The organism is Amycolatopsis sp. NPDC004772 (assembly GCF_053601215.1).
On sequence record NZ_JBSGBK010000018.1, the window covers coordinates 77,612 to 101,851 of the forward strand.

Annotated in this window: 26 protein-coding genes; 17 read left to right on the forward strand and 9 right to left on the reverse strand. The window is 73.2% G+C overall.

Annotated elements, in window-relative coordinates:
* Positions 1-31 precede the first annotated feature (31 nt).
* Complete coding sequence (gene mptB, locus ACWEF6_RS14475; RefSeq protein ID WP_449683337.1) at positions 32-1,567, forward strand: polyprenol phosphomannose-dependent alpha 1,6 mannosyltransferase MptB; 1,536 nt, start codon at positions 32-34, stop codon at positions 1,565-1,567.
* On the opposite strand, the gene ACWEF6_RS14480 is transcribed toward mptB, so the two are convergent.
* From ACWEF6_RS14480 to ACWEF6_RS14490, 3 genes are read right to left on the reverse strand one after another with little or no spacing between them, the layout of a single operon-like run.
* The gene (locus ACWEF6_RS14480) at positions 1,564-1,965 is read right to left on the reverse strand and encodes a TIGR03668 family PPOX class F420-dependent oxidoreductase (RefSeq protein WP_449683384.1); all 402 of its coding nucleotides are present in this window, start codon (positions 1,963-1,965) and stop codon (positions 1,564-1,566) included. The two genes, mptB and ACWEF6_RS14480, sit on opposite strands and share 4 nt — an antisense overlap.
* A gap of 2 nt (positions 1,966-1,967) precedes the next feature.
* Positions 1,968-2,867, reverse strand: a complete 900-nt coding sequence (locus ACWEF6_RS14485; protein WP_449683338.1) for a S66 peptidase family protein — start codon at positions 2,865-2,867, stop codon at positions 1,968-1,970.
* A complete protein-coding gene (locus ACWEF6_RS14490; RefSeq protein ID WP_449683339.1) occupies positions 2,864-4,774 on the reverse strand; it encodes a prolyl oligopeptidase family serine peptidase in 1,911 nt (636 codons plus the stop codon). Before ACWEF6_RS14490 ends, ACWEF6_RS14485 begins: the two co-directional genes overlap by 4 nt.
* 77 nt (positions 4,775-4,851) lie before the next feature.
* Here ACWEF6_RS14490 and ACWEF6_RS14495 point away from each other — a divergent pair, with 77 nt between their 5' ends.
* From ACWEF6_RS14495 to ACWEF6_RS14525, 7 genes are all read left to right on the forward strand, one after another.
* Positions 4,852-5,427: a DUF3090 domain-containing protein gene (locus ACWEF6_RS14495; RefSeq protein WP_091311892.1), complete on the forward strand. Its 576-nt coding sequence runs from the start codon at positions 4,852-4,854 to the stop codon at positions 5,425-5,427.
* Positions 5,428-5,429: 2 nt separating this feature from the next.
* Positions 5,430-6,227, forward strand: a complete 798-nt coding sequence (locus tag ACWEF6_RS14500) for an SCO1664 family protein (RefSeq protein WP_449683340.1) — start codon at positions 5,430-5,432, stop codon at positions 6,225-6,227.
* Positions 6,212-7,099: an aminoglycoside phosphotransferase family protein gene (locus ACWEF6_RS14505; protein WP_449683341.1), complete on the forward strand. Its 888-nt coding sequence runs from the start codon at positions 6,212-6,214 to the stop codon at positions 7,097-7,099. The genes ACWEF6_RS14500 and ACWEF6_RS14505 overlap by 16 nt, the downstream gene beginning before the upstream one ends.
* Positions 7,100-7,150: 51 nt before the next feature.
* Complete coding sequence (locus ACWEF6_RS14510) at positions 7,151-7,966, forward strand: DUF3097 domain-containing protein (protein WP_449683342.1); 816 nt, start codon at positions 7,151-7,153, stop codon at positions 7,964-7,966.
* Positions 7,967-8,050: 84 nt separating this feature from the next.
* Positions 8,051-8,485, forward strand: a complete 435-nt coding sequence (locus tag ACWEF6_RS14515) for an NfeD family protein (protein ID WP_449683343.1) — start codon at positions 8,051-8,053, stop codon at positions 8,483-8,485.
* On the forward strand, positions 8,482-8,970 hold the full coding sequence (locus ACWEF6_RS14520) for an SPFH domain-containing protein (protein ID WP_449683344.1): 489 nt from the start codon (positions 8,482-8,484) through the stop codon (positions 8,968-8,970). The genes ACWEF6_RS14515 and ACWEF6_RS14520 overlap by 4 nt, the downstream gene beginning before the upstream one ends.
* Positions 8,971-9,058: 88 nt before the next feature.
* Positions 9,059-10,423 (forward strand): SPFH domain-containing protein, encoded by a 1,365-nt coding sequence (locus ACWEF6_RS14525; RefSeq protein WP_449683385.1) that lies wholly within the window; start codon positions 9,059-9,061, stop codon positions 10,421-10,423.
* 93 nt (positions 10,424-10,516) lie between these two features.
* Here the strand turns inward: ACWEF6_RS14525 and ACWEF6_RS14530 are convergent, their stop codons facing one another.
* From ACWEF6_RS14530 to ACWEF6_RS14540, 3 genes are all read right to left on the reverse strand, one after another.
* Positions 10,517-11,854: an MFS transporter gene (locus ACWEF6_RS14530; RefSeq protein WP_449683345.1), complete on the reverse strand. Its 1,338-nt coding sequence runs from the start codon at positions 11,852-11,854 to the stop codon at positions 10,517-10,519.
* Positions 11,855-11,972: 118 nt separating this feature from the next.
* Entirely contained in the window at positions 11,973-12,329 is a 357-nt protein-coding gene (locus tag ACWEF6_RS14535; RefSeq protein WP_449683346.1) for a darcynin family protein, read from the reverse strand.
* Positions 12,319-13,218 (reverse strand): NAD(P)H-binding protein, encoded by a 900-nt coding sequence (locus ACWEF6_RS14540; RefSeq protein WP_449683347.1) that lies wholly within the window; start codon positions 13,216-13,218, stop codon positions 12,319-12,321. The genes ACWEF6_RS14535 and ACWEF6_RS14540 overlap by 11 nt, the downstream gene beginning before the upstream one ends.
* A 113-nt stretch (positions 13,219-13,331) precedes the next feature.
* Between ACWEF6_RS14540 and ACWEF6_RS14545 the strand changes: the two genes are divergently transcribed.
* The 7 genes from ACWEF6_RS14545 to ACWEF6_RS14575 all read left to right on the forward strand — a co-directional run bounded on the left by ACWEF6_RS14545 (position 13,332) and on the right by ACWEF6_RS14575 (position 18,333).
* The gene (locus tag ACWEF6_RS14545) at positions 13,332-14,276 is read left to right on the forward strand and encodes a LysR family transcriptional regulator (RefSeq protein ID WP_449683348.1); all 945 of its coding nucleotides are present in this window, start codon (positions 13,332-13,334) and stop codon (positions 14,274-14,276) included.
* A 41-nt stretch (positions 14,277-14,317) separates the two neighbouring features.
* On the forward strand, positions 14,318-14,941 hold the full coding sequence (locus ACWEF6_RS14550) for an acyl-CoA-like ligand-binding transcription factor (protein WP_449683349.1): 624 nt from the start codon (positions 14,318-14,320) through the stop codon (positions 14,939-14,941).
* A 76-nt stretch (positions 14,942-15,017) separates the two neighbouring features.
* The gene (locus ACWEF6_RS14555) at positions 15,018-16,541 is read left to right on the forward strand and encodes an FAD-dependent monooxygenase (RefSeq protein ID WP_449683350.1); all 1,524 of its coding nucleotides are present in this window, start codon (positions 15,018-15,020) and stop codon (positions 16,539-16,541) included.
* 26 nt (positions 16,542-16,567) lie between these two features.
* Positions 16,568-16,954 (forward strand): VOC family protein, encoded by a 387-nt coding sequence (locus ACWEF6_RS14560; protein WP_449683351.1) that lies wholly within the window; start codon positions 16,568-16,570, stop codon positions 16,952-16,954.
* Entirely contained in the window at positions 16,954-17,274 is a 321-nt protein-coding gene (locus ACWEF6_RS14565) for a metalloregulator ArsR/SmtB family transcription factor (protein ID WP_310972693.1), read from the forward strand. Before ACWEF6_RS14560 ends, ACWEF6_RS14565 begins: the two co-directional genes overlap by 1 nt.
* A complete protein-coding gene (locus tag ACWEF6_RS14570) occupies positions 17,271-17,744 on the forward strand; it encodes an SRPBCC family protein (RefSeq protein WP_310972692.1) in 474 nt (157 codons plus the stop codon). The genes ACWEF6_RS14565 and ACWEF6_RS14570 overlap by 4 nt, the downstream gene beginning before the upstream one ends.
* Positions 17,728-18,333: a TetR/AcrR family transcriptional regulator gene (locus tag ACWEF6_RS14575; protein ID WP_449683352.1), complete on the forward strand. Its 606-nt coding sequence runs from the start codon at positions 17,728-17,730 to the stop codon at positions 18,331-18,333. Before ACWEF6_RS14570 ends, ACWEF6_RS14575 begins: the two co-directional genes overlap by 17 nt.
* Here the strand turns inward: ACWEF6_RS14575 and ACWEF6_RS14580 are convergent.
* The 3 genes from ACWEF6_RS14580 to ACWEF6_RS14590 form a co-directional block, all read right to left on the reverse strand.
* Positions 18,313-19,089, reverse strand: coding sequence for an SGNH/GDSL hydrolase family protein (locus ACWEF6_RS14580; protein ID WP_449683353.1), 777 nt, complete (start codon positions 19,087-19,089; stop codon positions 18,313-18,315). The two genes, ACWEF6_RS14575 and ACWEF6_RS14580, sit on opposite strands and share 21 nt — an antisense overlap.
* Before the next feature lie 68 nt (positions 19,090-19,157).
* Positions 19,158-19,601 carry a hypothetical protein gene (locus tag ACWEF6_RS14585; protein WP_449683354.1) on the reverse strand — a complete coding sequence of 148 codons (444 nt, stop codon included), beginning with the start codon at positions 19,599-19,601 and terminating at the stop codon, positions 19,158-19,160.
* Positions 19,602-19,638: 37 nt separating this feature from the next.
* Positions 19,639-20,502, reverse strand: a complete 864-nt coding sequence (locus tag ACWEF6_RS14590) for a hypothetical protein (RefSeq protein ID WP_449683355.1) — start codon at positions 20,500-20,502, stop codon at positions 19,639-19,641.
* A 170-nt stretch (positions 20,503-20,672) separates the two neighbouring features.
* Here ACWEF6_RS14590 and ACWEF6_RS14595 point away from each other — a divergent pair, with 170 nt between their 5' ends.
* Both ACWEF6_RS14595 and ACWEF6_RS14600 read left to right on the forward strand, forming a co-directional pair.
* Positions 20,673-23,420, forward strand: a complete 2,748-nt coding sequence (locus ACWEF6_RS14595; protein ID WP_449683356.1) for an AfsR/SARP family transcriptional regulator — start codon at positions 20,673-20,675, stop codon at positions 23,418-23,420.
* 55 nt (positions 23,421-23,475) lie between these two features.
* Entirely contained in the window at positions 23,476-24,150 is a 675-nt protein-coding gene (locus ACWEF6_RS14600; protein WP_449683357.1) for a class I SAM-dependent methyltransferase, read from the forward strand.
* Positions 24,151-24,240: the final 90 nt, after the last annotated feature.

Consider the following 24,240-nt stretch of genomic DNA (forward strand, 5'->3'; position numbering starts at 1 on the left):
CACGAGCGCGTTGTGTAATCTCCGAACGGAAATGGCGACCACCACCGACCCCGCACAGACGCCCTCGACCGGACTGGCCGAGCGGCTCCGCGTGCCCTCGCGATTCCCCTACCGCACGATCGCGATGGGCACCGTCGGCAGCACTCTGCTGATGATCGCCGCCCTCGGCGCCGGCGGCATCCTGATCAAGGACCCGGTGCTCGGCCACGGCCCGATGTCCTGGGTCCGCTACGGCCACGGCCGCATGCTCGCCAACGCCGTCCTCTACACCGGTTTCGGCATGGTCGTGTGGGCGTGGGTCCGGCTCGGCCGCTACGTGCTGGCCGGCCGCATCGGCAGCCGGCCGATCCTGGTCGCCGCGGGGTGCTGGATGGCGCCGCTGCTGGTGTCGCCGCCGCTGTTCACCCGCGACGTCTTCTCCTACCTCGGCCAGGGCGCCCAGCTGCTCTACGGGCTCGACCCGTACGCCAACGGCCCGGCCGAGCTCGACGTGCTGCCGAACGTGGTGCAGAACGTCCACCCGCTCTGGCAGACCACCCCGGCCCCGTACGGGCCGCTGTTCCTGCTGATCTCCAAGGGCGTGGTCGCCACCACCGGCGACAACATGATCCTCGGCGTCATCCTCATGCGCCTCGTGCTGCTGGTCGGCCTGGCCGGCACGCTGTGGGCGCTCCCGCGGCTGGTCAAGCACCTCGGCGGCAAGCTCCCGGTCGCGCTGTGGCTCGCGGTGGCCAGCCCGATGATGGTGATCCACCTCTTCGGCGGCCCGCACAACGACCTGATGATGCTCGCGTTCCTCACCATCGGCGTCCTCGCCGCCCTGGAACGCAAGCACGTGCTCGCGGTCGTCCTGGTCACGATCGGCATGCTGATCAAGCCCACCGCGGCGATCGCCCTGCCGTTCATCGTCTGGATGTGGGCCAACCACCTCACGGGCGAGTCGAAGGTCCGCAACTTCCTGCGCGCCGGCGCGGCCTCGGTGGGCCTGTTCCTGCCGGTGTTCGTCGCGGGCACGTGGATCTCGCTGGGCTCCCTCAACCTGGGCTGGTGGTCGGGGTTGAAGGCCCCGCAGCTCATCGCGAACTGGCTGAACATCCCCACCGGCATCGGCGAGGTGTTCTACAACCTGGTCCACCTGATCGTGGACGTCCAGGTCTCGCCGTTCGTGACGGTCGCCCGCGCGGCCGGCATGCTCCTGCTGATCGCCTTCGGCATCCGCCAGTGGTGGCTCGCCCGCGGCGGCGGCACGGAGGCGGTGTACCGGGCCGGCATCTCACTCCTGGCGGTGGCGATCCTGATGCCGCCGACCCTGCCGTGGTACCTGACCTGGGGTTTCGTGCTCCTGTCGGCGTTCAAGTGGCAGCCGCGGCACCTGGCGCTGGTGGTGGCGGTCTCGGTGTTCGTGACCTTGGTGTACTACCCGACGGGCGAGCAGGCGTTGTACGACTGGTGGTTCATCGCCGGAGTCGTCCTGGCCAGCCTGTACGCGGCGGCCTCCCTCCTGCGACCGGACCCGCTGGGCATCATCGACGCCTGGCGCCGCCCGGAGAAGTTCCTCCGCGACTAGTTCCCCGCCCATCCGCTCCACGTGTGCACCTCGGTGACCACCACGGCGTGCTCCGGCGGCCGCTCGGCGTACTGCGCGTACTTCGCCACCAACCACGACACCGGCTCCGCCCCCGGCGGCAACACCCCCGCGACCCCGTCCGCCCGCGCCCACCACAGCCGCGACCAGTCCTCGTCGTAGCCGTCCGCCAGGAAGCACACCGCCGGGTTCTCCGCGATGTTGCGCAGCCGCCGCAGGGCCACCGAGGACTTCGGCTTGTGGTCCACCGCGAACACCACCACGTCCCCGCGCACCGCGAACGTCACCGGCACCAGATGCGGGACGCCGGAAGCCGACACCGTCGCCAGCCGGGCGACCCGCGCCTCGGCGAACCGGGCGCGGGCCTCCTCCGACGACAACCTCACGTCAACGCGGGGGAGTCGAAGGTCAGCGTCCCCAGGTCCGCGTCCAGGGTCACCGGCACCCCCAGCGGCAACGTCGGCGACGAGGCCACGTGCCCGAACCCGAACTCCTCCACCGTCGGCACCCCCAGCGGCCCCAGCCGCTCCACCAGCAGCGCACGCACCTCCGGCGCCGGCCCGCACGCCGCCCACGAACCCAGCACGATCCCGCGCACTCCGGCGAACCAGCCGCTGCGCAGCAGCTGCGTCAACATCCGGTCCAGCCGGTACACGCTCTCCGTCACGTCCTCCAGCAGCACGATCGCGTCCCGCGCCGAGCCGTGCTCCGGGGTGCCGATCCCCGCCGCCAGCAGGGACAGGTTGCCGCCCGTCAGCACGCCCGAGGCGCGGCCCGGCACCAGCGCCGACCCGCCGCGGACCACGCGGTTCAGCTCCGGCTCGAACAGCGACCGCCGCAGGTGCTCGACCGCGAAGTCGTCGAACAGCACGCTCGCCGGCATCGGGGAGAACAATGTGGACAGTCCGAGGTGGACGTCCACCGCCCGGTGCAGCGCCGTGATGTCCGACGACCCGGCCAGCACCTTCGGGCCCGTCGCCCGCAACGCGGGCCAGTCCACCAGGTCCAGCATCCGCTGCACGCCGTAGCCGCCCCGGGCCGCCAGTACGCACCGCACCCCCGGATCCAGCCACGCCTCGGTGAACTCCGCCGCCCGCTCCGCGTCCGAACCGGACAGGTACGGCGGCGAGCCCGGCGACGACCGCACGCACGGCCCGACCCGCACCTCGACGCCCCAGCCGCGCAGCACCGGCAGCGCCTTCTCCAGCAGGTCCGCCGGCACCGGCCCGGCCGGCGCCACCAGGGCGAGGGTGTCCCCGGCCCGCAACCGCGGCGGCCTCACCGGGACAGCTCCAGCCGCGCCACACCCGGCGTTTCGAACCCGAACACCTGGCCGTAGAACGACAACTCCGCCTCCAACGCCGCCACGATCGTCGCCGCCTGCCGGAAACCGTGCTGCTCACCGGCGAACCGCTGGTAGGCGTACGGGATGCCGCGCCCGGCCAGCTCGGCCACGAACCGGTCGGCCTGCTCCGGCGGGCAGATCCGGTCCTCCAGCCCCTGCTGGAACAGCACCGACCCGGCCAGGCGCCCGACGTTCGCCAGCGGGGACCGGTCGACGTACCGCTGCCGTGTCTCGGGGAACGGCCCGACCAGCCCGTCGAGGTACCGCGACTCGAAGTCGTGCGTGTCGCCGGTCCACCCGGCCAGGTCCAGCACCGGGTACAGCACCGTGCCCGCCCGGTAGGTCTTCGTCGTCGTCAGCGACGCCGCCGCGGTGAACCCGCCCGCGCTGCCGCCCCGGATCCCGATCCGGTCGCCGTCGGCCAGCCCGGCCGCCACCAGCGCCTCGGCCACCGCCACGCAGTCGGCGACGTCCACCGCACCCCACTGCCCCCGCAGGCGCTCCCGGTAGGCCCGCCCGAACCCCGTCGAGCCGCCGTAGTTCACCGCCGCCACGCCGATGCCGCGGCTGGTGAAGTACGCGATCTCCAGGTTCAGCTCGGCGAAGTGCTGCCCGGTCGGGCCGCCGTGGACGTCGATCAGCAGCGGCGGCCGCTCGCCGTCGGGGGCCACGAACTCCGGGTTCCGCGGCGGGTACAGCACCACCGGCACGGCCTCGCCGTCCGGCGTGCTGAACACCCGCTCCTGAGGCACCGGCAGGAACGCCGAGGGCAGCTCCGGCTGCGGCGTCACGTCCGTCACCGCGCCGCCCGGGGAGACCCGCACGACCGCGGCCTCCCGCGCCGGACCACCGGCCACGCCCACGACGTCTTCGCCCGACACCGCGAGTCCCGTCGAAGACCAGGCCGTCAGCTCGCCGGCCAGTGGCGTCACCGAACCGTCGGCCTCGTCGAGCACCGCCAACCGGCCCGCGGACAGGACCGCGTGCCGCCCGCCGCCCAGCGGCGCGAACCACCGCGACCCCGTCTTCCACAGCGGCCCGCCCAGCTCCTGCTCGACCGGTGCCAGGTTCTTCAGCGTCCCGTCCAGGCCGACGCGGTGCAGGTTCCACCAGCCGCCGGGGTCCAGCACGGCCAGCAGCGTCGCCGGCGTCTCCCACTCGACCTGGCACACCGCGACGTCCACGCCACCGGCCAGCACCCGGTGCGGCCCGAACGCCCCGTCCTCGCCGACGGGCGCCACGCACAGCTCGGTGCCGTCCCACGGCATCAGCGGGTGGTCCCAGCCGAACCAGGCCGCGTGCCGTCCGTCCGGCGACAGCTTCGGCACGGTCAGGAACCGGTGGCTCGCGGCCAGGACCCGCTTGCCACCGCCGTCCACCGCGATCGCCACCAGGTCCCGCTCGATGTCGGTGGGACGCGGCCCGGTGCTGCGCTCGCGGACCGCCCACACCTCACCCGGCCGCCCGGCCCGCAGATCGCCGTAGCGGACGCTCTGCGGCTCGGCCGGGGACGGCGTGAGCGCCACCACGCCGATTTCGCTCTGCGCGTACACGCGCTGATCGGCCCAGTGCGTGAACACCACGATCCCGTCGGCCACCGCCCACGGCCGGCCGCCGTATTCGTGCAGCCGGTTGCGGACGTTCCACGGGGCCGGCAGGACGTCCTCGGTCCCGCCCGGCACCGCCCGGACCAGCGCGACCCGGCCTTGTTCCCCGGGTCTCGCCTCGGCCCACCACACCTCGCCGCCGACGACGTCGAGCCACTGCGGGCCGCCACCGGCGGCGGCCACTTCGGCGGCGGTGATGGGCGACGACCAGGTTCCGCACGGGGAGATCCGAGACACCCCCCGAGGCTAGCGGCCCGCCAACGGTGGGGCGGCGGATGCCGATCATGCGCCGGTGGCCTAGGGTCGTCAGTGCTATGTCTCGCGTAATCCACGTCTTCCGCCAGCCGGATCGGTTCGTCGCCGGCACCGTCGGCGAGCCCGGCGATCGCACGTTCTACCTCCAGGCGTCGGAGGACGTGCGCACGATCAGCGTCACCATCGAAAAACAGCAGGTCGTCGTCCTCGCGGAGCGCCTGAGCTCGCTGCTGGAGGAGGTCGCCAGCCGGTTCGGTGCCGACGTCCCCGACGACGCCCCCGAGGACCTGGTCGACCTCGACCCCCTCACCGTGCCGGTCGAGGAGGAGTTCCGGGTCGGCACCATGGGCCTGGGCTGGGACGCCGACAGCAGCGCGGTCGTCATCGAACTGCTCGCCATCACCGAGGGCGAGGTCGACGAAACCGTCGTGCTCGACGACACCGAGGAAGGCCCGGACGCCGTCCGCGTCTTCCTCAGCCCGGCCGCCGCCCGCGCCTTCGCCGAGCGGGCCGACCGCGTCGTCAACGCCGGCCGCAAGCCGTGCCCGCTGTGCGCCGAGCCGCTCGACCCGGCCGGGCACATCTGCCCCCGGCAGAACGGCTACCGGCGCGAGACCGACGCGGGCGAAGACTGACCATGACGCCCGTCCCGGCCGACCCCGCCTCCCGCGAACTCGTCACCCACGGCCGCATCGACGTCGAAGGCCGGCTGGTCGACGCCTCCAACGTCACGCTCTTCTGCGCCATCGAGCTCGACGGCGTCACCGGCCGGGTCGTCTACAAGCCGGTCTCGGGGGAGCGGCCGCTGTGGGACTTCCCCGACGGCACCCTCGCCGGGCGCGAGGTCGCCACCGCGATCATCGCCGACACGACCGGCATCGGCGCGATCCCGCCGACCGTGCTGCGCGACGGGCCGTTCGGCCCCGGCATGGTCCAGCTGTGGGTGGAAACCACCGAGGACGACCTGGTGGAAGTCCTGCCGCCCGACGACGTCCCCGACGGCTGGCGCCCGGTGCTCAACGCCCACGACCGGTTCGGCGAACCCGCGGTGCTGGCCCACGCGAACCACCCCGGGCTGCGCGACCTGGCCGTGCTCGACATCATCGCCAACAACACCGACCGCAAGGGCGGGCACCTCCTGCCCGGCGTCGACGGCCGCGTCTACGGCGTCGACCACGGCATCTGCCTGCACACCGACCCCAAGCTGCGGACCGTCCTGTGGGGCTGGATCGGCGAGCCGCTGCCACCGGACACCGTCGAGAAGCTGCGCAAGCTGCGGTCGGAGCTCGACGGCGGCCTCGGCAAGACCCTCGCCGAGCACATCACCAAGTTCGAGATCCGCGCGCTGGCCGCGCGCACCGACGTCCTGCTCGCCGAGGGCATCTTCCCCGAGCCCGGCGACGACTGGCGAGCCATCCCGTGGCCGCTGTTCTAGTCGACGAGGCCGCCCGCGCGCGGCTGGTCGGCCGCTTCGGCGCGGACCTGGCCGAGCCGTGGTGCGACACGCTCCCGGACCTGGTGGCCCGCCTGACCGCGAGGTGGGGGCTGACCGTCCGCGAGACGCGGCCCGGCAACTCCGGCCGCACATTGCTGTGCACGGGCCCCGATGGTGACCTGCGGGTCCTCAAGCTCACCCCGGATCCCGAGGTCGCCCGGCTGGAGTCCGCGGGGTTGCGAGCCTGGCGCGGCTGCCCCCGAGCGGTGCAGGTGCTGGACACCGACCTCGACGCCGGGGCGATCCTGCTCGAAGGCCTGGTGCCCGGCACCGAACTGCGCGGCCGGCCGGTGCCGTGGGCCGAGATCGGCGCGCTGCTGAGCGAGCTGCACGCGGTCGCACCCCCGCCCGGGCTGCCGCCGCTGACCGACCGCGTGACCTTCATGTTCGACATCACCGAACGCACCGTCCCCGGCTCGGCGGCCGAACCGCACCTGACCCCCGGGCTCCTGGCGAGGGCCCGCAGGCGGGCCCTCGCCCTCGCCGAAGGCGGCCCGGTCGCGGTCGTGCACGGCGACCTGCACCCCGGCAACGTCCTCGACGCCGGCCCCCGCCGCGGTGTGGTCGCCATCGACCCGCGCCCGAGCGTCGGCGACCCGGCCTTCGACCTCGCCGACTGGCTCTACCTGCCGCTGGCCGCCGGTGGCACGCTCGACGACGGCATCGAGGCACTCCGCCCGCACCTGCCCGGCCTCGACCCCGGCCGCGCCCTCGCGTGGTGCGCCGCCCTGGCTCCGCTGGCCGCCCACGCGCCGCTGCGCCGTGGCGAACCCACCCCGTTCACCGACACCCTGCTGGAACTGGCGCGCTGACCGGCGTGGCATGCCCCGGCCGCGGCGCCGCGGCCACTAGGTTCCGGGGTCGTGCGCTCCCAACGCTATGACGACGTGCTCGCCGGCCCGCGCCGCAAGAAGGTGCCGGAGGTCCCCGCCGAACCCGGCCTGGTCGTCGAGGACCCGGCCAGCGGCTACTGCGGCGCGGTGGTGAAGATCGAGTACGGGAACGTCGTGCTCGAGGACGCCCGAGGCCGCCACCGCGTCTTCCCCCTCGCACCCGCCGGGTTCCTCCTCGAAGGCAAGCCCGTCACGCTCGTGCCGTACCGGGCACCGGCGAAGGCCCCGGCCCGCCAGGTCTCGGCGTCCGGTTCGGTCCGCGTCGAAGGACTGAAGGCCCGCGTCGCGCGCGACTCGCGCATCTGGGTCGAAGGCAAGCACGACGCCGAGCTCGTCGAACGCGTCTGGGGCCACGACCTGCGTGTCGAAGGCGTCGTCGTCGAGCCGCTCGACGGCGTGGACGTGCTCGCCGACCGGATCGCCGAGTTCGGCACCGGCCCCGGCCGCCGCCTCGGCGTCCTGGTCGACCACCTCGTGCCCGGCAGCAAGGAATCCCGGCTCGTCGAGGCCGTCCGCGACGAGAACGTGCTGGTCACCGGCCACCCCTACATCGACGTCTGGGAGGCGGTGCGCCCCGAGGCGGTCGGGATCAAGGCCTGGCCGAAGATCCCGCGCGGGACCGAGTGGAAGCAGGGGATCTGCGACGCGCTCGGCTGGGGGCAACCTTTCGAAGGCTGGCAGCGTGTCCTGAGCGGAGTGAGCAGTTTCCGCGACCTCGAGACCCCGCTCATCGGGGCCGTGGAACGGCTCATCGACTTCGTCACCGAACCGGGGGAAGAGGGCTGAATGTCCGAATTGTCCAAGGTCACGCGAAGGTCACGTCCCGTCACCACGCCGGTGCGAACCGGCGTGATCTGAGAGCATGAAGCCATGACTTGGGCACTGGTCTGGTTGATCGTCGGGATCGCCCTGGTGATCGCCGAAGTCGTCTCCGGCGACTTCGTGCTGATCATGCTGGGCGTCGCCGCGCTGTTCGGCGCCGGTGCCGAGGTCCTCACCGGGAACCTGGTCATCGACGTCGCCGTGTTCGCCGTCGCCTCGGTCGGCATGCTCCTGCTCGTCCGGCCCGCGCTCAAGCGGCGCTTCCTCTCCGGGCCGACCCACCACACCGGGATCGACGCGCTGATCGGCGCCCGCGCCGTCGTCTTGTCCACAGTGGACGCCGAAGCCGGGCAGGTGAAGCTGGGCGGCGACGTCTGGTCGGCCCGCAGCCTCGGCGAGCACCTGCCGCCCATCGCGCCCGGGACCCAGGTCACCGTGGTCGAGATCTCCGGTGCCACCGCCGTCGTGTCGGCCGAGCCGTGAGCCTCGGACTCGTCGTCGTCGGCGAAGGCCACGCCGCGGTGCTCGAACGCGGCGGGCAGTTCCGCGCCGTCCTCGGCCCCGGCCGCCACGTCGTGCTCCCGTTCGCCGACCGGGTCCGCGCCCGGTTCGACCTCGGTGACCAGATCCTCTCGGCCCCGCCCCGCCCGGTCGAAACCGGCGACGGGCGGGAGGTCCTCATCGGCTTCGAGGTCGTCTTCGCGGTGACCGATCCACGCCTGGCCACCTACGAAATCGCCGCCCCAGCCCTGGCGATCGAGCAGCTGACCCGCACCGCGCTGCGGCAGGAAGCGGGCCTGACCACCGCCGAGCGCGCCGTCGCCGCACCCGGGGACCTGCACCGTACAGTGTGGACGGTCCTGCACGACACCACCGGCCGCTGGGGCGTCACCACCCGGGAACTGCACCTCGAGGTGAGCCCGCCCGCCGCACCCGGAACGCCGTCAACCGCGCAAGAATGGTACTAGGTAAGGGGAAATTCTCTTGACCGGATTTGTGATCGGCCTGGTCATAGCCTTGGCCTTGCTGGTGATCATCACGATCGCCAAGGCGGTCATGGTGGTGCCGCAGGCACAGTCGGCCGTGATCGAGCGGCTCGGCCGGTTCCGCACGGTCGCCTCGCCCGGCCTCAACATCCTCGTGCCGTTCCTGGACAAGGTGCGCGCCCGGATCGACCTGCGCGAACAGGTCGTCTCGTTCCCGCCGCAGCCGGTGATCACCGAGGACAACCTGACGGTCTCGATCGACACGGTCGTGTACTTCCAGGTCACCGACTCCCGCGCCGCGGTGTACGAGATCTCCAATTACATCGTCGGTGTCGAGCAGCTGACCACCACCACGCTGCGCAACGTGGTCGGTGGCATGAGCCTCGAGCAGACCCTGACCTCCCGCGACTCGATCAACAGCCAGCTGCGCGGCGTGCTCGACGAGGCCACCGGCCGCTGGGGCATCCGCGTCGCCCGCGTCGAGCTGAAGGCGATCGACCCGCCGCCCTCCATCCAGGACTCGATGGAGAAGCAGATGCGCGCCGACCGTGAGAAGCGCGCCATGATCCTCACCGCCGAAGGCCAGCGGGAATCGGCGATCAAGACCGCGGAAGGCCAGAAGCAGAGCCAGATCCTCGCCGCCGAAGGTGCCCGCCAGGCCACCATCCTCGCCGCCGAGGCCGAGCGGCAGTCCCGCATCCTGCGGGCCCAGGGTGAGCGGGCCGCGCGCTACCTGCAGGCGCAGGGCCAGGCGAAGGCGATCGAGAAGGTGTTCGCCGCGATCAAGGCCGGCCGCCCGACCCCGGAGGTGCTGGCCTACCAGTACCTGCAGACACTGCCGCAGATGGCGCAGGGCGACGCGAACAAGGTCTGGATGATCCCCAGCGACTACGGCAAGGCCCTCGAAGGCTTCGCCCGCGCGCTCGGCGCCCCGGGCGACGACGGCGTGTTCCGGTACGAGCCGCCGAGGGACGACGACGTCCCGGACAAGCCCGACCTCGAGGACGACGAGGTCTCCAGCTGGTTCGAGACCAAGAGCGACCCGAAGGTCGCCGAGGCCGTCGCGGCCGCGGAAGCGGTGGCCCGCAAGGAGGTCCCGGCGATCGGGGCGCCCTCCTCGCCGCCCGCGCGGCCGTCGATCCCGCGCCCGGCCCAGCAGCAGGCCGAACCGGAAGCCGACGAAGACCGCGGCACCGAGGCCGTGCCCCCGCCGCAGCAGCCGTCGACGCCGAAGAGCGGCCAGCCGGCCCTCCCGCAGCCGCAGTCCCCGGCCGGCCCGCCGCCGGGCGGCCAGTACCAGGGCCAGCCGCCGCAGGCCCCGCCGCCGGGCCAGTTCGGCGGCCCGCAGCAGCAGAACCCGGGCTCGGGCCCGTTCCCGCAGCAGCCCCCCTTCGGCGGCCCCCAGGGCGGTCCCCAGGGCGGCCCCCGCCGCTGACCCCAAGCGCCCCAATGTGGCGTTGGTTGCGTCCCACGCACCGAATGTGGCGTTCGGTGCGTCCAACGCACCGAACGCCACATTGGGGCGCTTTCAGGTCCGCTGGTAGACGGTGACGTCGTCGATGTCCGCCTTGGAGCGGTCCTTCAGGACGATCACGCAGGCCACGCTGACCGCCGCCGACAGGATGATGTAGCCGGAGATCGCGTACGGTGTCCCGGTCGTGTGCAGCAGCCACGTCGCCAGCAGCGGCGCCGGCCCGCCCGCGAACACCGACGCCAGCTGGTACCCCAGCCCCGCGCCGCCGTAGCGCAGGTGCGTCGGGAAGCTCTCGCCGATCAACGCCGCCTGCGGGCCGTATTGCAGCGCGTGCGGGATGAACGACACGACGACCGCGACGAACACCAGCGCGTGGCTGCCGTGCGCCAGGATCGTGAAGTACGGGAAGGCGATCAGTCCGGTCAGGACCGCCCCGCACAGGTAGACCCGCTTGCGGCCGAAGGTGTCCGACAACGCCGAGAACAGCGGGATCAGCGCCAGCTCGCACGCGGCCCCGACGAGGACCGCGTTGAGCACGAACGTCTTGCTGAAGTCGTGCCGCGACACCACGTAGATCAGCACGTAGCTGGTGAACAGGTAGAACGGCATCTGCTCGCTGAACCGGACGCCGGCCGAGAGCAGGATTTCCCGCCAGTGGTGCCGGATCGCGTCGAGCACCGGCGTGCGCGCGGTCTGCCGGTTCTCGACGAGCCTGGCGAACATCGGCGTCTCGAGGATCTTCAGCCGGATCACCAGCCCGACGGCGACGAGCACCAGGCTGAGCAGGAACGGGATCCGCCAGCCCCAGGAGTCGAAGGCGGCGGGGGACAGCGTCGCCGACAGCAGCGTCATCCCGCCGGTGCCCAGCACCAGCCCGACCGGCACGCCGATCTGCGCGAAACTGCCCAGCAGCCCGCGTTTGCGCTGGTTGCCCCACTCCATGGCGAGCAGCACCGAGCCGCTCCACTCACCGCCGATGGCGATGCCCTGCACCAGCCGCAGCAGCACCAGGATCAGCGGCGCCGCGAAGCCGATCGCCGACGTCCCGGGCAGGATCCCGACGACGCCGGAGGAGATGCCCATCAGCAGCAGCGTGACGATCAGCGTCGCCTTCCGCCCGATCCGGTCGCCCCAGTGCCCGAAGATCGCGGCCCCGACCGGCCGGGCGGCGAACCCGACCGCGTAGGTGGCGAACGACTGCATGGCGCCGGCGTAGGCGCTCGAAGCGGGGAAGAACAGGTGCGGGAAGACCAAAGCCGCCGCGGTGTTGTAGAGGAAGAAGTCGTACCACTCGATGGTCGTGCCGACCGCGCTCGCCAGCGCCGCCCGCCGTACCTGCACTCTGCTGTCCGCCGGCACCTTGTGAGTGACGCCGTTGTCGCCCAGAACCATCTCGCAACACCTCCGGTGACCGATGTCACACAACAGTGTGACGCCCGACGACGATTTCGGCGATCGATGACCGGTTTCTCGTCCAGTCGGTGACCGGGCACCGGAGGTGCCGCGGGACTCAGGTGGCGATGGTGGCCACCGGCTCCACGCCGTAGGTGCGCGCGTAGCCGTTCTCGAGGCCCACCAGCAGGTCCACGACCTCGAACCAGCGGTCCCAGAACGGGGTTTCCCGCAGCGCGTCGATCAGCAGCCGGTAGGTGTCGTGGTCGTCGGCCTCCCAGACCCAGACGTCGGTGACCCGCGCGGAGTAGAACTCCGTGTCGTAGAAGCGGGACCGGACGCCGTGGGTCTGAGCTTCGATCACCGGGACGATCTGGGTCTTGAAGGCGTGGATGCGTTCGTCGACGGTCAAGGCCAGCCATTCGGGCGTGGTCTTGACCAGCATGAACGCGGTGACGGTCGATTCAGCGGGCATCGGCGGCCTCCGGGGCGGCGAGAACGGCGGGCTTGAGGGTCGTGGCGCACCACTGCGCGAATTCGGTGCCCGACGGCGTCGAGCGGGCGACGCCGGCGTCGAGGCCTTCGTCCTTGGCGCGTTTCATGGCGACCATGGCCTCGACGAACGCGGCATCGAGGCCGTAGCCGAGCATCGTGGCCCGCAACTCCTCGTGTGACTCGCGGTGGTAACGGACCGGGCGGCCCAGCTCCTCGGTCATGATGCGGGCCAGGTCGTCCGGCGACAGGTCCCGCGGGCCGAGCACCGGGACGCTGCCGACGCCGGTCCACGAGCGGTCCAGCAGCAGCCCGGCCGCCGCCGCGGCGATGTCGGCGACGGCCACCAGCGGCGCCGGGCGGTCCGCGGCGACGGTGTCGGTGAAGACGCCGTGGTCCCGGATCGAGCCGGCCTCCTCCAGGAGGTTTTCGAAGAACGACGGGCAGGCCAGCGCGCGGTAGGCGACGCCGGAGGCGGCGATCAGGTCGTCCACGGCCAGGGTCGCGGTGACCAGCCCGGCCCGGGCGGCCTGCGGGGTGCCGCGGCCGAGGGCCGAGACGCCGACGACGTGCCCGACACCGTGTTCGGCGAACGCCCGCGCGGCCGGGCGGGTGAAGCCGCGGTAGCCCTGCTCGGGCGGGACCGAGCCGTCCGGTGGCACCAGCCAGAACACGGCGTCGGCCCCGGCGAAGGCGCGCTCGGCCGTCGCGGCGTCGCCGTGGGAGCCGGTGACCACCTCGACGCGTTCCCGCACGGACTCCGGGAGCCGGGCCGGATCGCGGACCACGACCCGGAGCTCCTCGCCGGCTTCGAGCAGCGAAGACAGCAGGCGCCCGCCGATCTGGCCGGTGGGCGCGGTGATGACGATCATGGAACCTCGCGGTTGTGTCGGATCGGATTGACCCCTCGATCGTGCGGATCCCGACCGCATTGCCACAATGGGAACCTCAGCAAGCAATCCTTGCCCGAAACGGAACAATGCTGGTGAGCGACCCGCTACCGAACCTCGACGCCAACCTCGCCCTCGCCCTCGACGCCCTGTTGACCGAGCAGAGCGTCACCCGGGCCGCCGAGCGGCTGCGCACTTCGCCCGCGGCGATGAGCCGCACCCTGGCCCGGCTGCGCCGGGTGCTCCAGGACCCGCTGCTGGTGCGTGCCGGGCAGGCGATGGTGCCCACGCCCCGCGCCGAGGAACTGCGGGACGAAGCCGCCGCGGTGGTCCGCAGGCTGGCGGCCCTGCTCACCCCGGGCGGCGGGATCGACCCCGCCACGCTGCGGCGCACGTTCACCGTCCAGGCCGCCGACGTCGTCGGCGCGGCGGTGGCGCCCGGCCTGCTCGACCTGGCCCGCCGTCAGGCCCCGGGCGTCTCCCTGCGGGTGCTGGCCGAGGAGTTCGAGGCGGGCCCCGCCCTGCGCGAGGGCCGGATCGACCTGGAGATCGGGAACATCGGCCACGCCGACCCGGAGGCCAGGGTCGAAGACCTGGTGACGCTGCGGATGGCGGCCGGCGTCCGCGCCGGGCACCCGCTCACCGAAGGCGTCCTGACGCCCGCCCGGCTGGCGGCGGCGGAGCACGTGGCGGTCAGCCGCCGAGGCCGCTTCACCGGACCGCTGGACGCGGCCCTGGCCGAACACGGGCTCACCCGCCGGGTCGGCGCCGTCCTGCCCGGGCACCTGGCGGCGATGGCCCTGGCCGCCGCCAGCGATGTCGTCTGCCTGGTCCCGGCCGCCGTGCCGGGCGAACCACCCTCGCCGCTCGGCGACCCGGCCCACGCACTGGGCCTGCGCCTGCTGGAGATCCCGCTGCCGCTGCCGCCCTTGAAGATCGGCATGGCCTGGCATCCGCGCCACGCCGCCGACAGCGGCCACCGGTGGCTGCGCGACGCCGTGCGCCGGCTCCTCCAGCCCGGCCGAAAGCTTGCCGATTAGGAAACTTTGCAGATCCTGCAAGTTTCGGTACGGTGGGGTTCATGGACACCGACCGCGCCGGCCTTCGTGAGCGCAAGAAGCGGGCAACGCGCATCGCGCTGAGCTGGGCGGCGATCCGGCTGACCGTCGAACGCGGCTTCGACAACGTCCGGATCGAAGACATCGCCGCCGAAGCCGGGGTGTCCACCCGGACCTTCAGCAATTACTTCGGCAGCAAAGGCGAAGCCATCGTCGCCCGGCACCACGACCGGGCGCGCGCCATCGCCGCCGCGCTGCGGGACCGGCCGGCCGGGGAACCGATCTGGGACGCCCTCACCCGCGCCGCGCTCGACGGGTTCGCGCTCGGCGAACCGGTGCCCGACGGGAAACCCGCCGACCGGAGCTGGGTCGAGGGGCTGCGGCTGATGGTCGCCGAACCCGCCCTGCAGGGGGAGTTCCAGAAGGCCGGTGCGGCCGCCGAAGCCGAGTTCGCGCTCGCCGTCGCCGAACGCACCGGCACCGACGTCACCCGGGACGTCTACCCGCGGCTCGTCGCGGGGGTCGTCGGTGCCGCGCTCAACGTCGTCACCCAGCAGTGGCTGGTCGCCGATCCGCGACCGGCCCTGGAAGACGTCCTGCGGGACGTCTTCGGCCGGCTCGCCGCCGGCCTGCCCGAACCCCGCTAGCCCACCTCATCCGAAAACCCGGAGAAGCGCCCGCACGCCGGGCTGCTTCGCCATGCCCGCAAAAGGGGAGTCCACCGTGGAAGACGTCGTCATCGCCGGAGCCGGCCCCAACGGCCTCATGCTCGCCTGCGAACTCGCCCTCGCCGGCGTCCGGCCGCTGGTGCTGGAACGGCTGCCCGAACCGACCACCGAGAACCGCGCCAACGGCCTCGTCGGCCAGGTCGTCCGCCTCCTCGACCGCCGCGGCCTGCACGAACGGCTCGCCGGCCCGATCGCGCCGCCCGCGCCGGCGTTCGTCTTCGGCGGGCTGCGCCTGGACCTCACCCTGGCCGAGCGCAACTCGCTGAACATCCTCGGCGTGCCACAGCGGCAGGTCGAGGCGATGCTCAACGCACGCGCCGCCGAACTCGGCATCGAGGTCCGGCGCGGCCACGAGCTCACCGGCCTCACCCAGGACGCCGACGCGGTCACCCTCGACGTCACCGGTCCCGAAGGGCCGTACCGCATCGGTGCCCGGTACGTCGTCGGCGCGGACGGCGGCCGCAGCGTCACCCGCAAGCTCACCGGCATCGGCTTTCCCGGCGTCACCGAAGACCGCACCTTGTCCTTCACCGCGAACGCCACGGTGCCCGCGGAGTTCGCCGACGCGGAATCGGGTGGCCTGCGGGTGCCGGGCCACGGCGTCATCCCGCCGTTCTTCCACTACCGCACCGAAACCGGCCTGTTCGTGTACGCGCCGTTCCCCGCCGGCCCGCTGATCAGCACCATGGAATGGACCGACGAACCGGAGTCCGTCGACGAGCCGCCGATGTCCGTCGACGAGCTGCGCGCGAGCGTCCGGCGTGTCCTCGGGGTCGAGGTGCCGCTCGGCGCGCCCGAGGGCGACGGCCCGCACCTGCTGCGGCGGCTGCGCGGGCGCAACACGCGGCTGGCCGAGAAGTTCCGCGAAGGACGCGTCCTGCTGGTCGGCGACGCCGCACACGTCCACTCCGCGATCGGCGGCCCCGGCCTCAACCTCGGCCTGCAGGACGCGGTCGGTCTCGGCTGGAAGCTCGCCGCCACCGTGCGCGGCTGGGCGCCGGCGGGCCTGCTCGACACCTACGAGAGCGAACGCCGCCCGGTCGCCGAGCGCGTCGTCATGCACACCCAGGCCCAGTCGGCGCTGATCAGCCCGGGCCGCGACGTCACCGCGCTGCGCCAGCTGTTCGGCGAACTCCTGCGGCTGCCGGGCACCGTGCAGCACGTCGCCGACCTGATGTCCGGCGCCGACGTCCGGTACGAGCCGGGCACCGACCACCCGCTCGACGGCCGGTGGGCCCCCGATCTCGTCCTCGCCGACGGCACCCGGCTGGCCGAACTGACCACGACGGCCCGGCCGCTGCTGCTCGACTTCACCGGCTCGCTCGGTGACGACCTGCGCGGCTGGACCGACCGCGTGGACCTCGTGCCCAGCCACGCGGAGGGCGACGCGACCGCGCTGCTCGTCCGGCCCGACGGGTACGTCGCCTGGGCGAGCAGCGCGACGGAACCGGACGACACCGAACGCAAGGCCCTACGCACGGCCCTGGAACGGTGGTTCGGCCACCCGCTTGACGCGTAGGATATCTCCTACGTATTGTCGCCGGCATGACGATCACCCACGTCCAGTTCCTGACCCTGCCGGTCGCCGACCACGCCCGCGCGCGGGACTTCTACGTCGGCAAGCTCGGCTTCGAAGCCCTCGTCGACCGCCGCACGCCCGAAGGCGGCCGGTTCGTGCTGGTCGCACCCCAGGGGGCGAAGACCGGCGTGGTGCTGACCGACCAGCAGGTCACCGGGGTCGAGCCGGGGCCGCGGCACTTCCAGCTGCAGACCACCGACGTCGACGCCGATGTCGCCGCGTTGCGGGCGGCCGGGGTCGACGTCGCCGATCCGGACGAGCGGCCGTGGGGCCGGGCGACGTCGTTCCGGGACGTCGACGGGCACACGATCGGCCTCCTCGAGCCGTCGGACTTCGGCGCCGTCCCGCGCTGATGCCGGTCAACGACGACGTCTTCGCCGCGCTGGCCAGCCCGGCGCGGCGCGAAGTGCTGCGGCTGCTGCTCGACGGCCCGATGCCCGCCGGCGCCATCGCCGAACGGTTCGAGATGGCCCGGCCCAGCCTCTCGGAGCACCTGCGGGTGCTGCGCGAGGCGGGTCTGGTCACCGAACAACGCCAAGGCCGCAACCGCGTCTACCGCCTCGACGCGGCGCCGCTCGAGGAAGTCGCGGACTGGCTCACCCCGTACGAGCGCTTCTGGCGCACCAAGCTCGCCACCCTGCGCGACCTACTGGACGAAGAGGAAGACCTGTGACCGACGACGACCCGGCCGCGATCCACGTCGACCAGTTCCTCGCCCACCCGGCCCGCAAGGTGTGGCGCGCCCTGACCGAGCCGGCTCTTCTCGAACGCTGGCTCAACATGCCCAACGACATCAAACCCGTGGTGGGGCACCGGTTCGAGCTGCTGGCCGAGCCGGTGCCCGCGGCCGGGTTCGCCGGCGGACCGGTCGCGTGCGAAGTCCTGGAGGTCGAACCCGAACGCAAGCTCAGCATCCGCTGGGGTCCGCAGTGGACGGTGACCTGGCGGCTGGAGCCGGAGGGCACCGGCACCCGGCTGTTCCTCAGCCACGAGGGGTTCGACCCGGACGACGAGTTCCAGCGCGTCTCCCGCCGGATCATGGGTGGCGGCTGGCGCTCCCACGTCCCGCGGGCCCTGGCCCGGCTGCTGGACTCGCTGCCCGATCCGGCGCCGTTAGGATCGGAAGGTGACCCCCGCCGCTGAGCCCGCCGAGCCGAAACCCCTGCGCGCCGACGCGCGGCGCAACCGGGCGCGCGTGCTGGAGGCGGCCGAGAGCGTGTTCGCCGCCAAGGGCACCGGGGCACCCACCGAGGAGGTCGCCCGCGTCGCCGGTGTCGGCATCGGCACGGTGTTCCGGCACTTCCCGACGAAGGAGGCGCTGCTCGAAGCGGTGCTCTTCGCGCGGCTGAGCCGGTTCGTCGACGAGGCCGAGACGGCCGTGGCCGCGGAGTCCACCGACCCGGGCGGCGCGTTCTTCACGTTCCTGGGCAGCTGGGTCGAGATGTCGAGTGCGAAGAACGCCTACTTCGAAGCGCTGACCGCGGCCGGGGTCACGGTGCCCGTGGCGAAGTCCGACGCCGGCGCGCGCCTGCTGTCGGCTTTGGGCGTGCTGTTGTCGCGGGCGCAAGCGGCGGGCGCGGTCCGGGCCGACCTCGTCGTCGGCGAGCTGATCCCGGTGATCATCGGGGTCGCGCGGGCCGCCGAGTACGCCGGCCCGGACGCACCCGTGCGTGACCGGGCCGTGGCGATCCTCTTCGACGGCCTCCGCCCGTCAGCGGGGGACCGGCGCTGAGCCGACCGGCGCCAGCGTCGGGCGCTTCGCGGTGAGCGTGTCCCCGGACGATTCGCCCTTCACCCGCCGCCGCACCCACGGCAGCGCGTGTTCCCGCGCCCACCGCAGGTTCTGGCTCCGGCGCGCCGCCGGGCTCAGCACCACGCGCGGCGCCGGTTCCGAGTTGACCAGCGGGTGTTCCACGCCGAGGACCCGCAGCACCTCGATGGCGACCTCGGTGTGCCCGAGCGCGTTGAGGTGCAGGCGGTCCGGCGCCCAGAACCGGCGGTCGCAGAGCTGCCGCATCGACCACAGGTCCACCAGCAGCGCGTCGTGGCGGGCCGCGATGCCGCGCACGAGTTCGTTGTAGATGGCCACCCGGCCGCGGATCGTGCGGAAGAGCGGGTCCTCGACGCCGTCGACCCCGGTGAACAGGACGAGCCGGGCCCCGGTCGCCCGGATCTTCGCGACCGCGGCTTCGTAGCCGGCCATCAGCGCGTCGATGTCGACCCTGGGCCGCATCAGGTCGTTGCCCCCGCCGTAGAGGGTGACGAGGTCGGGTGCCATGGCGAGCGCGGGCTCGAGCTGCTCGCCGAGGATCTGCGGCATCAGCTTGCCCCGGATGGCGAGGTTGGCGTACCGGAAGTCCGGTTCCCGCGCGGCGAGCTGTTCGGCGACGCGATCGGCCCAGCCGCGCACGCCGTTCGGGGCGGCGGGATCGTCGTCGCCGACGCCTTCGGTGAACGAGTCCCCCAAAGTCACTAAGCGCTTGCTCATGTGTCCAGTGTAGGCAGCGCCGGACGGGGTGGTGCGTGCCGCCTGCGACAGCACGCACCACGGCCGGCTCAAGCGCAGACGCCCCCCAGGGTCGCCCACTTGTGCGCGGCGATGTTGTGCCAGATCGACTCGCCGTGGCCGTCCTCGCCGCCGCTCCAGTCGAAGGTCAGCCCGCTGATGTCGGGCAGCGCGTCGCCGTTGCAGACCCCACGCCACGCGCCGCTCGGGCCCGGGGCGTAGAAGACGAGGACGTCGTCGAGACGGCCGGGGTAGCCGTTGTTCCACAGCGACTCGTCCTCGTTGGCGCAGCCTCCCCAGTTCGTGGAGCCCGTGCGCCAGCCGTTGCAGAACTCGGTGAAGTACGGGCCGTTGTACGTGTAGAAGTACCCGTCGGCCTGGGCGGTGGCCGGTGCCGCGGGCGGCGCGGTGGCCGCCTCGGCGGTGACGGCTCCGGCGACCAGTGCCGTGGCGGCGATCGTGACCGCCCCCGCGGCGATCCGGGACTTGCGCATGGTGGTCCTCCCTCTCGGTGGTGCGTTTCCCCCGGGCCTACGAGCCCGGGCGGTCCTGGCGGAGCAGCTGCCGCGCGTGCGGCAGCGCGGCCACCTGCAGCCGGTGCCGGGTGTCGAGCGCGGCCTGGTACTGCTGGTTCAGTTCGGCTTCGTAGTGCGCGTCCAGCTCCTTGGCGGTGGCGGCGAGCCCGCTCTGCCCGGCGCAGGTCGCTTCGGTGACCGCCATGCGTTGCTCGTCGGCGAACGCCGGCTGCTCGGGCCGGTGGGCGCGCAGGTCGGCGGGGCTCGAGTAGGCGAAGCCGGCCGAGCGCATGCACGCCGACCACGGGCCGAGCGCGCCGGTGAACTTCGGGTCGGCCATGACACGCCGCACCCGGAGGGGTTTCAGGCCGGCGACGGTGGTGCTGGCCTGGAACCACGTCTGCGGGTCGCCGTACAGCTCCCGGAAGACCTCGGTGCGGCAGCCTTGGTCGCTGCGGGTCACGGTGCCGCCGTCGGGGTCCTTGGCGGTGAGGCCGAGCGGTTTCGGGCCGTTCGCGGCGGCCGCGGCCGCCGGACGGCGCTCCGCCGGCAGGCTCCGGAAGTAGCGCTGGTTGGGATCATCGGCACGCAGGGCGTCCAGCTGCTGCTCGATGTCGGAGCCGTAGCCGTGCTTGCGAGCCCACTCGACGTCGTCGACGACGTACGGGAACTCCCGCTGATCGGGCACGGACGGCGGCGGCGTGATCCGGTATTCGAAGCCGGCTTTCGCCATGCAATCGCGCAGCACCACTTGCTCGGCCTCGTCGAGCACCCGGCTGTCGGGCACCGCGGCCGCCGGCGGCGTGGCCGGTGGGGCCGCACAGCCGGCGGCGACAGCGCCCAGCGTGACGAAAACCGTGATGATCGGTGTTCGCTTCATGAGTTCCCCCCTCGGTGCAGAAGCATGGTGTCGGCGCATTGCACGGGGGTTGTGTGGTTTTGCAATCGCCTGCTCCGGGTGCGTTGTCGGCCGTTCGTGTGGACTTCGTCCGGTTCGCGTGCGATGCGCTCTCGACCTCGGCTATGCCTGGTCTTGGCGAGGGGAGCGCCATGAGTGTCGAAGTCGTGCTTCTGGACGATGTGACGACCTGCGTGGCCGGGCGGCCGGTGGCGGCCGGGCCGGCCAAGCAACGGTGTGTGCTGGCGGCGCTGGCGATGGAGCCGAACCGCGTGGTGCCGGCCGCTCGGCTGGCGGAATGCGTGTGGGGCGCGGATCCGCCGCCGCGGGCCAAGGCGACGCTGGCGAGCTACGTGTCCCGGCTGCGCCGCCTGCTGACCGCCGAGGTGGTGGGGAGGTCCGGCGGCTACCTGCTGGCGATCCCGGAGACGGCGATCGACCTCCACCGCTTCCGCGCCCTCTGCGCGCGGGCCCGGGCCGCCGACGACGACTCCGCGGCGGACTTGTTCGACCAGGCGATCGCCTTGTGGCGCGGCGATCCCCTCGGCGGGCTGGACGGCGACTGGGCCACCCGGCAGCGCCGGCAGCTCGAGCGGGAGCTGTTCGACGCCGTGTGCGATCACACCGACCTCCGGCTGCGCACCGGCCGGGAACAGGGCCTGGTCACGGAACTGGCCGCCCGGACGGCGGATCACCCCTGGGACGAACGGGTTTCCGCCCAGTACATGCTGGCGCTCTACCGCGCCGGCCGGGTCGCCGACGCGCTGGGGCACTACCGGTCCCTGCGCGAGCGGCTCGCCGAACAGCTCGGCACCGATCCCGCGCCGCGCACCCAGGAACTGCACGCGCGCATCCTCAACGCCGATCCGGCGCTGGCGGCCCCCCGGCGGGACACCCGGAACCTGCCGTCGCCGCGGCAAGTTCCGGCTTCGCCCGCGGCGTTCGTCGGCCGGGACGCCGAACTGGCGGCGCTCGACGCGGCGGTCGCGGACGCCCCCGGTGGTGTCGTGGTGCTGTCGTCGATCGCCGGGGCGGGCGGCATCGGCAAGACGTGGCTGGCGCTGGACTGGGCCCGCCGCAACGCCGGCCGCTTCCCCGACGGGCAGCTGTTCGTCGACCTGTGCGGTTTCAGCCCGTCGATGCCGCCGCTGGAGCCGGCGGCAGCGCTGCGGGGCTTCCTGGAGGCGCTCGGCATCGCCGGGACGGCCATCCCGGCGACGACCCAGGGCATGGCCGGCCTGTACCGCAGCGTGCTGGCCGGCCGGAAGATGCTGGTGGTGCTGGACAACGCCGCCGACTCGGCGCAGGTCGCGCCGCTGCTGCCGGCCGGGTCCGCGTGCGTGGTCGTGCTGACGTCCCGGCGTTCGCTGACCGACCTGGTGGTCCGGCACGGCGCCCGGCCGCTCCCGCTGGACGTGCTGCCCCCGCGGGAGGCGCGCCGGCTGCTGGCCGCCCGGCTCGGGCCGGCGCGGCTGGCCGCCGAGCCCGAAGCGGTGGACGAGCTGCTGGCGTACTGCTCGGGATACCCGCTGGCGCTGGGGATCGTGGCCGGCCGCGCGGCCGTCACGCCCAAGCTGGCGCTCGCCGCTCTGGCGGCGGAGTTGCGGGAGACCGACAGCCGGCTGGACGCCCTCGACGACGGCGTCGCCACGAGCCTGCCGGCGGTGCTGCGGTCGACCTACGAGACGCTGCCCGCCACCCACGCGCGGTTGTTCGCTCTGCTGGGGCTCGCGCCCGGGCCCGACATCGGGGTGCCCGCCGCCGCCGCGCTGGCCCGGCTCACCGTCGCCGAAGCCCAGCGGGTGTTGCGTGCCTTGGCGGAGCTGCACCTGGTCGACCAGCACGCCCCCGGCCGCTGGCGTCTGCACGACCTGATCCGGCTCTTCGCCATCCGGTGCAGCCGGCGGGACCTCACGGACGCGGAACAGGATGACGCGCTGGCCCGGCTCGTCGAGTTCTCCCTGCACACCGCGGCCGCGGCCGGCGCGCTGGCCGAGCCGTTGTACCCGGTGCCACCGCTGGACCCGCCGCGCCCCGGGTGCGAGCCCCGGCGCTTCACCGGCCAGGCCGAAGCGGTCGAGTGGTTCGGCGCCGAGATGCCCAACCTGCAGGCCGCATTCCGGCTCGTGGCCGAGCGCGGCTGGCGCGACGTGCTGTGGCGGTTCGCCTGGAGCCTCGACGTGGCCCAGCGACGCCAGGGCCGGGTGCGGGACCGGCTCGAGTCGTGGCGGGCGGCGCTCGCCTCGGTGGCCCCGGAAGAGTCGTGCCACGTGCGGATGACCGTCCACGCGAACCTCGGCCACGCCGCCGCGCACGCCGGCGACCACCGGGAGGCCGGCGCGCACCTGACCGAAGCGTTGCGCCTGGCCGAGCAGTCCGGTGACCTGGCCGCGCAGGCCCGCACGCACGTCATCCTCGCGCAGGCCTACGGCCAGCAGGACGCGCCCGCCGCCGCGCTGGAGCACGCGACCACGGCGCTGCGGCTGCACGACCGGCTGGACCTCCCGCACGCCAAGGCCGTCGCGCTGAACTCGGTCGGCTGGTACCACGCCCGGCTCGGGCAGTACGAGCCCGCGCAGGAGCACTGCGCCGCTTCGCTGCGGCTGATCCGCCGGCTCGGCCACCCGACGCTGGAGCCGGACGTGCTGGACAGCCTCGGCTTCATCGCCGACCACACCGGCGAGCACCAGGCCGCCGTCGGCTACTACCGCCAGGCCGTGACCGCGTACCTGGCCTGCGGCGGCGAGTACTTCGCCGCCGACACCCTCGAACGGCAGGGTCGCGCCCACGACGCGCTCGGAGACCGGAACGCGGCGCGGGACACCTGGTCGCGGGCGCTGGCGATGTACCGGCGGCAGCACCGCGAGGAGGCGGTGGCCCGGCTGAAACGGCTGCTGTAGACCGCTCCGCGCGAAATCCGTGGACCACCCGGCGCCCCGCCGGTACGACGGGGAGGTGACCTCCTACGACGCCATCGCCGACTGGTACGAAACCACGCTCGTCCCCGGCTGGCGGGAGGATCCGCTGGAGTTCGGGCCGGTGCTGCGGGACCTCCTCGGACCGGGCGCCGGAGCGTGCCTCGAGCTGGGCTGTGGCACCGGCGCCCACGCCGGGCGAATCCGGCAGCTGGGCCGCACTCCGCTCGGCGTCGACGTCTCCGCGGGGATGCTGCGGCACGCCGGGGCGCGGTTGCCGGTCGTGCGAGGCGATGCCACGGCGCTGCCGATCGCGACCGGTGCGCTGCCCGCCGTCGTGGCGATCATGGTCCACACCGACATGCCCGGATATCCCGCGGTGCTGCGGGAAGCGGCCCGGGTCCTGGCGCCGGGCGGGGTGTTCGTGCACGTCGGCGTGCACCCGTGCTTCTGCGGCGGGTTCGCCGACCGCACCGACGCCCGCGCGGTCGTCATCCGGCCCGGCTACCGGGAGCCCGGCTGGACCATGGAGTCGTGGAGCGACCAGGGCCTGCGGGACAAGGTCGGCGCCACCCACCGGCCGCTGCCCGCACTGCTGGGCGCGGTCCTGGAGGCGGGATTGGTGTTCGAGCGGTTCGCCGAAGGCGGCGCGCCGACGCCGACGGTTTTCGCGTGGCGGGCGAGAAAGCCGTACGCCGAAGGAACTAGCCGCTGACTGGCATGTCCGGATCGCTGTGCTCCCGCGATGGCAGGCGGTGCACGGCGTGCGGGACCCGGATCGGTGACGAGGCCCGCGCGGCAGCCA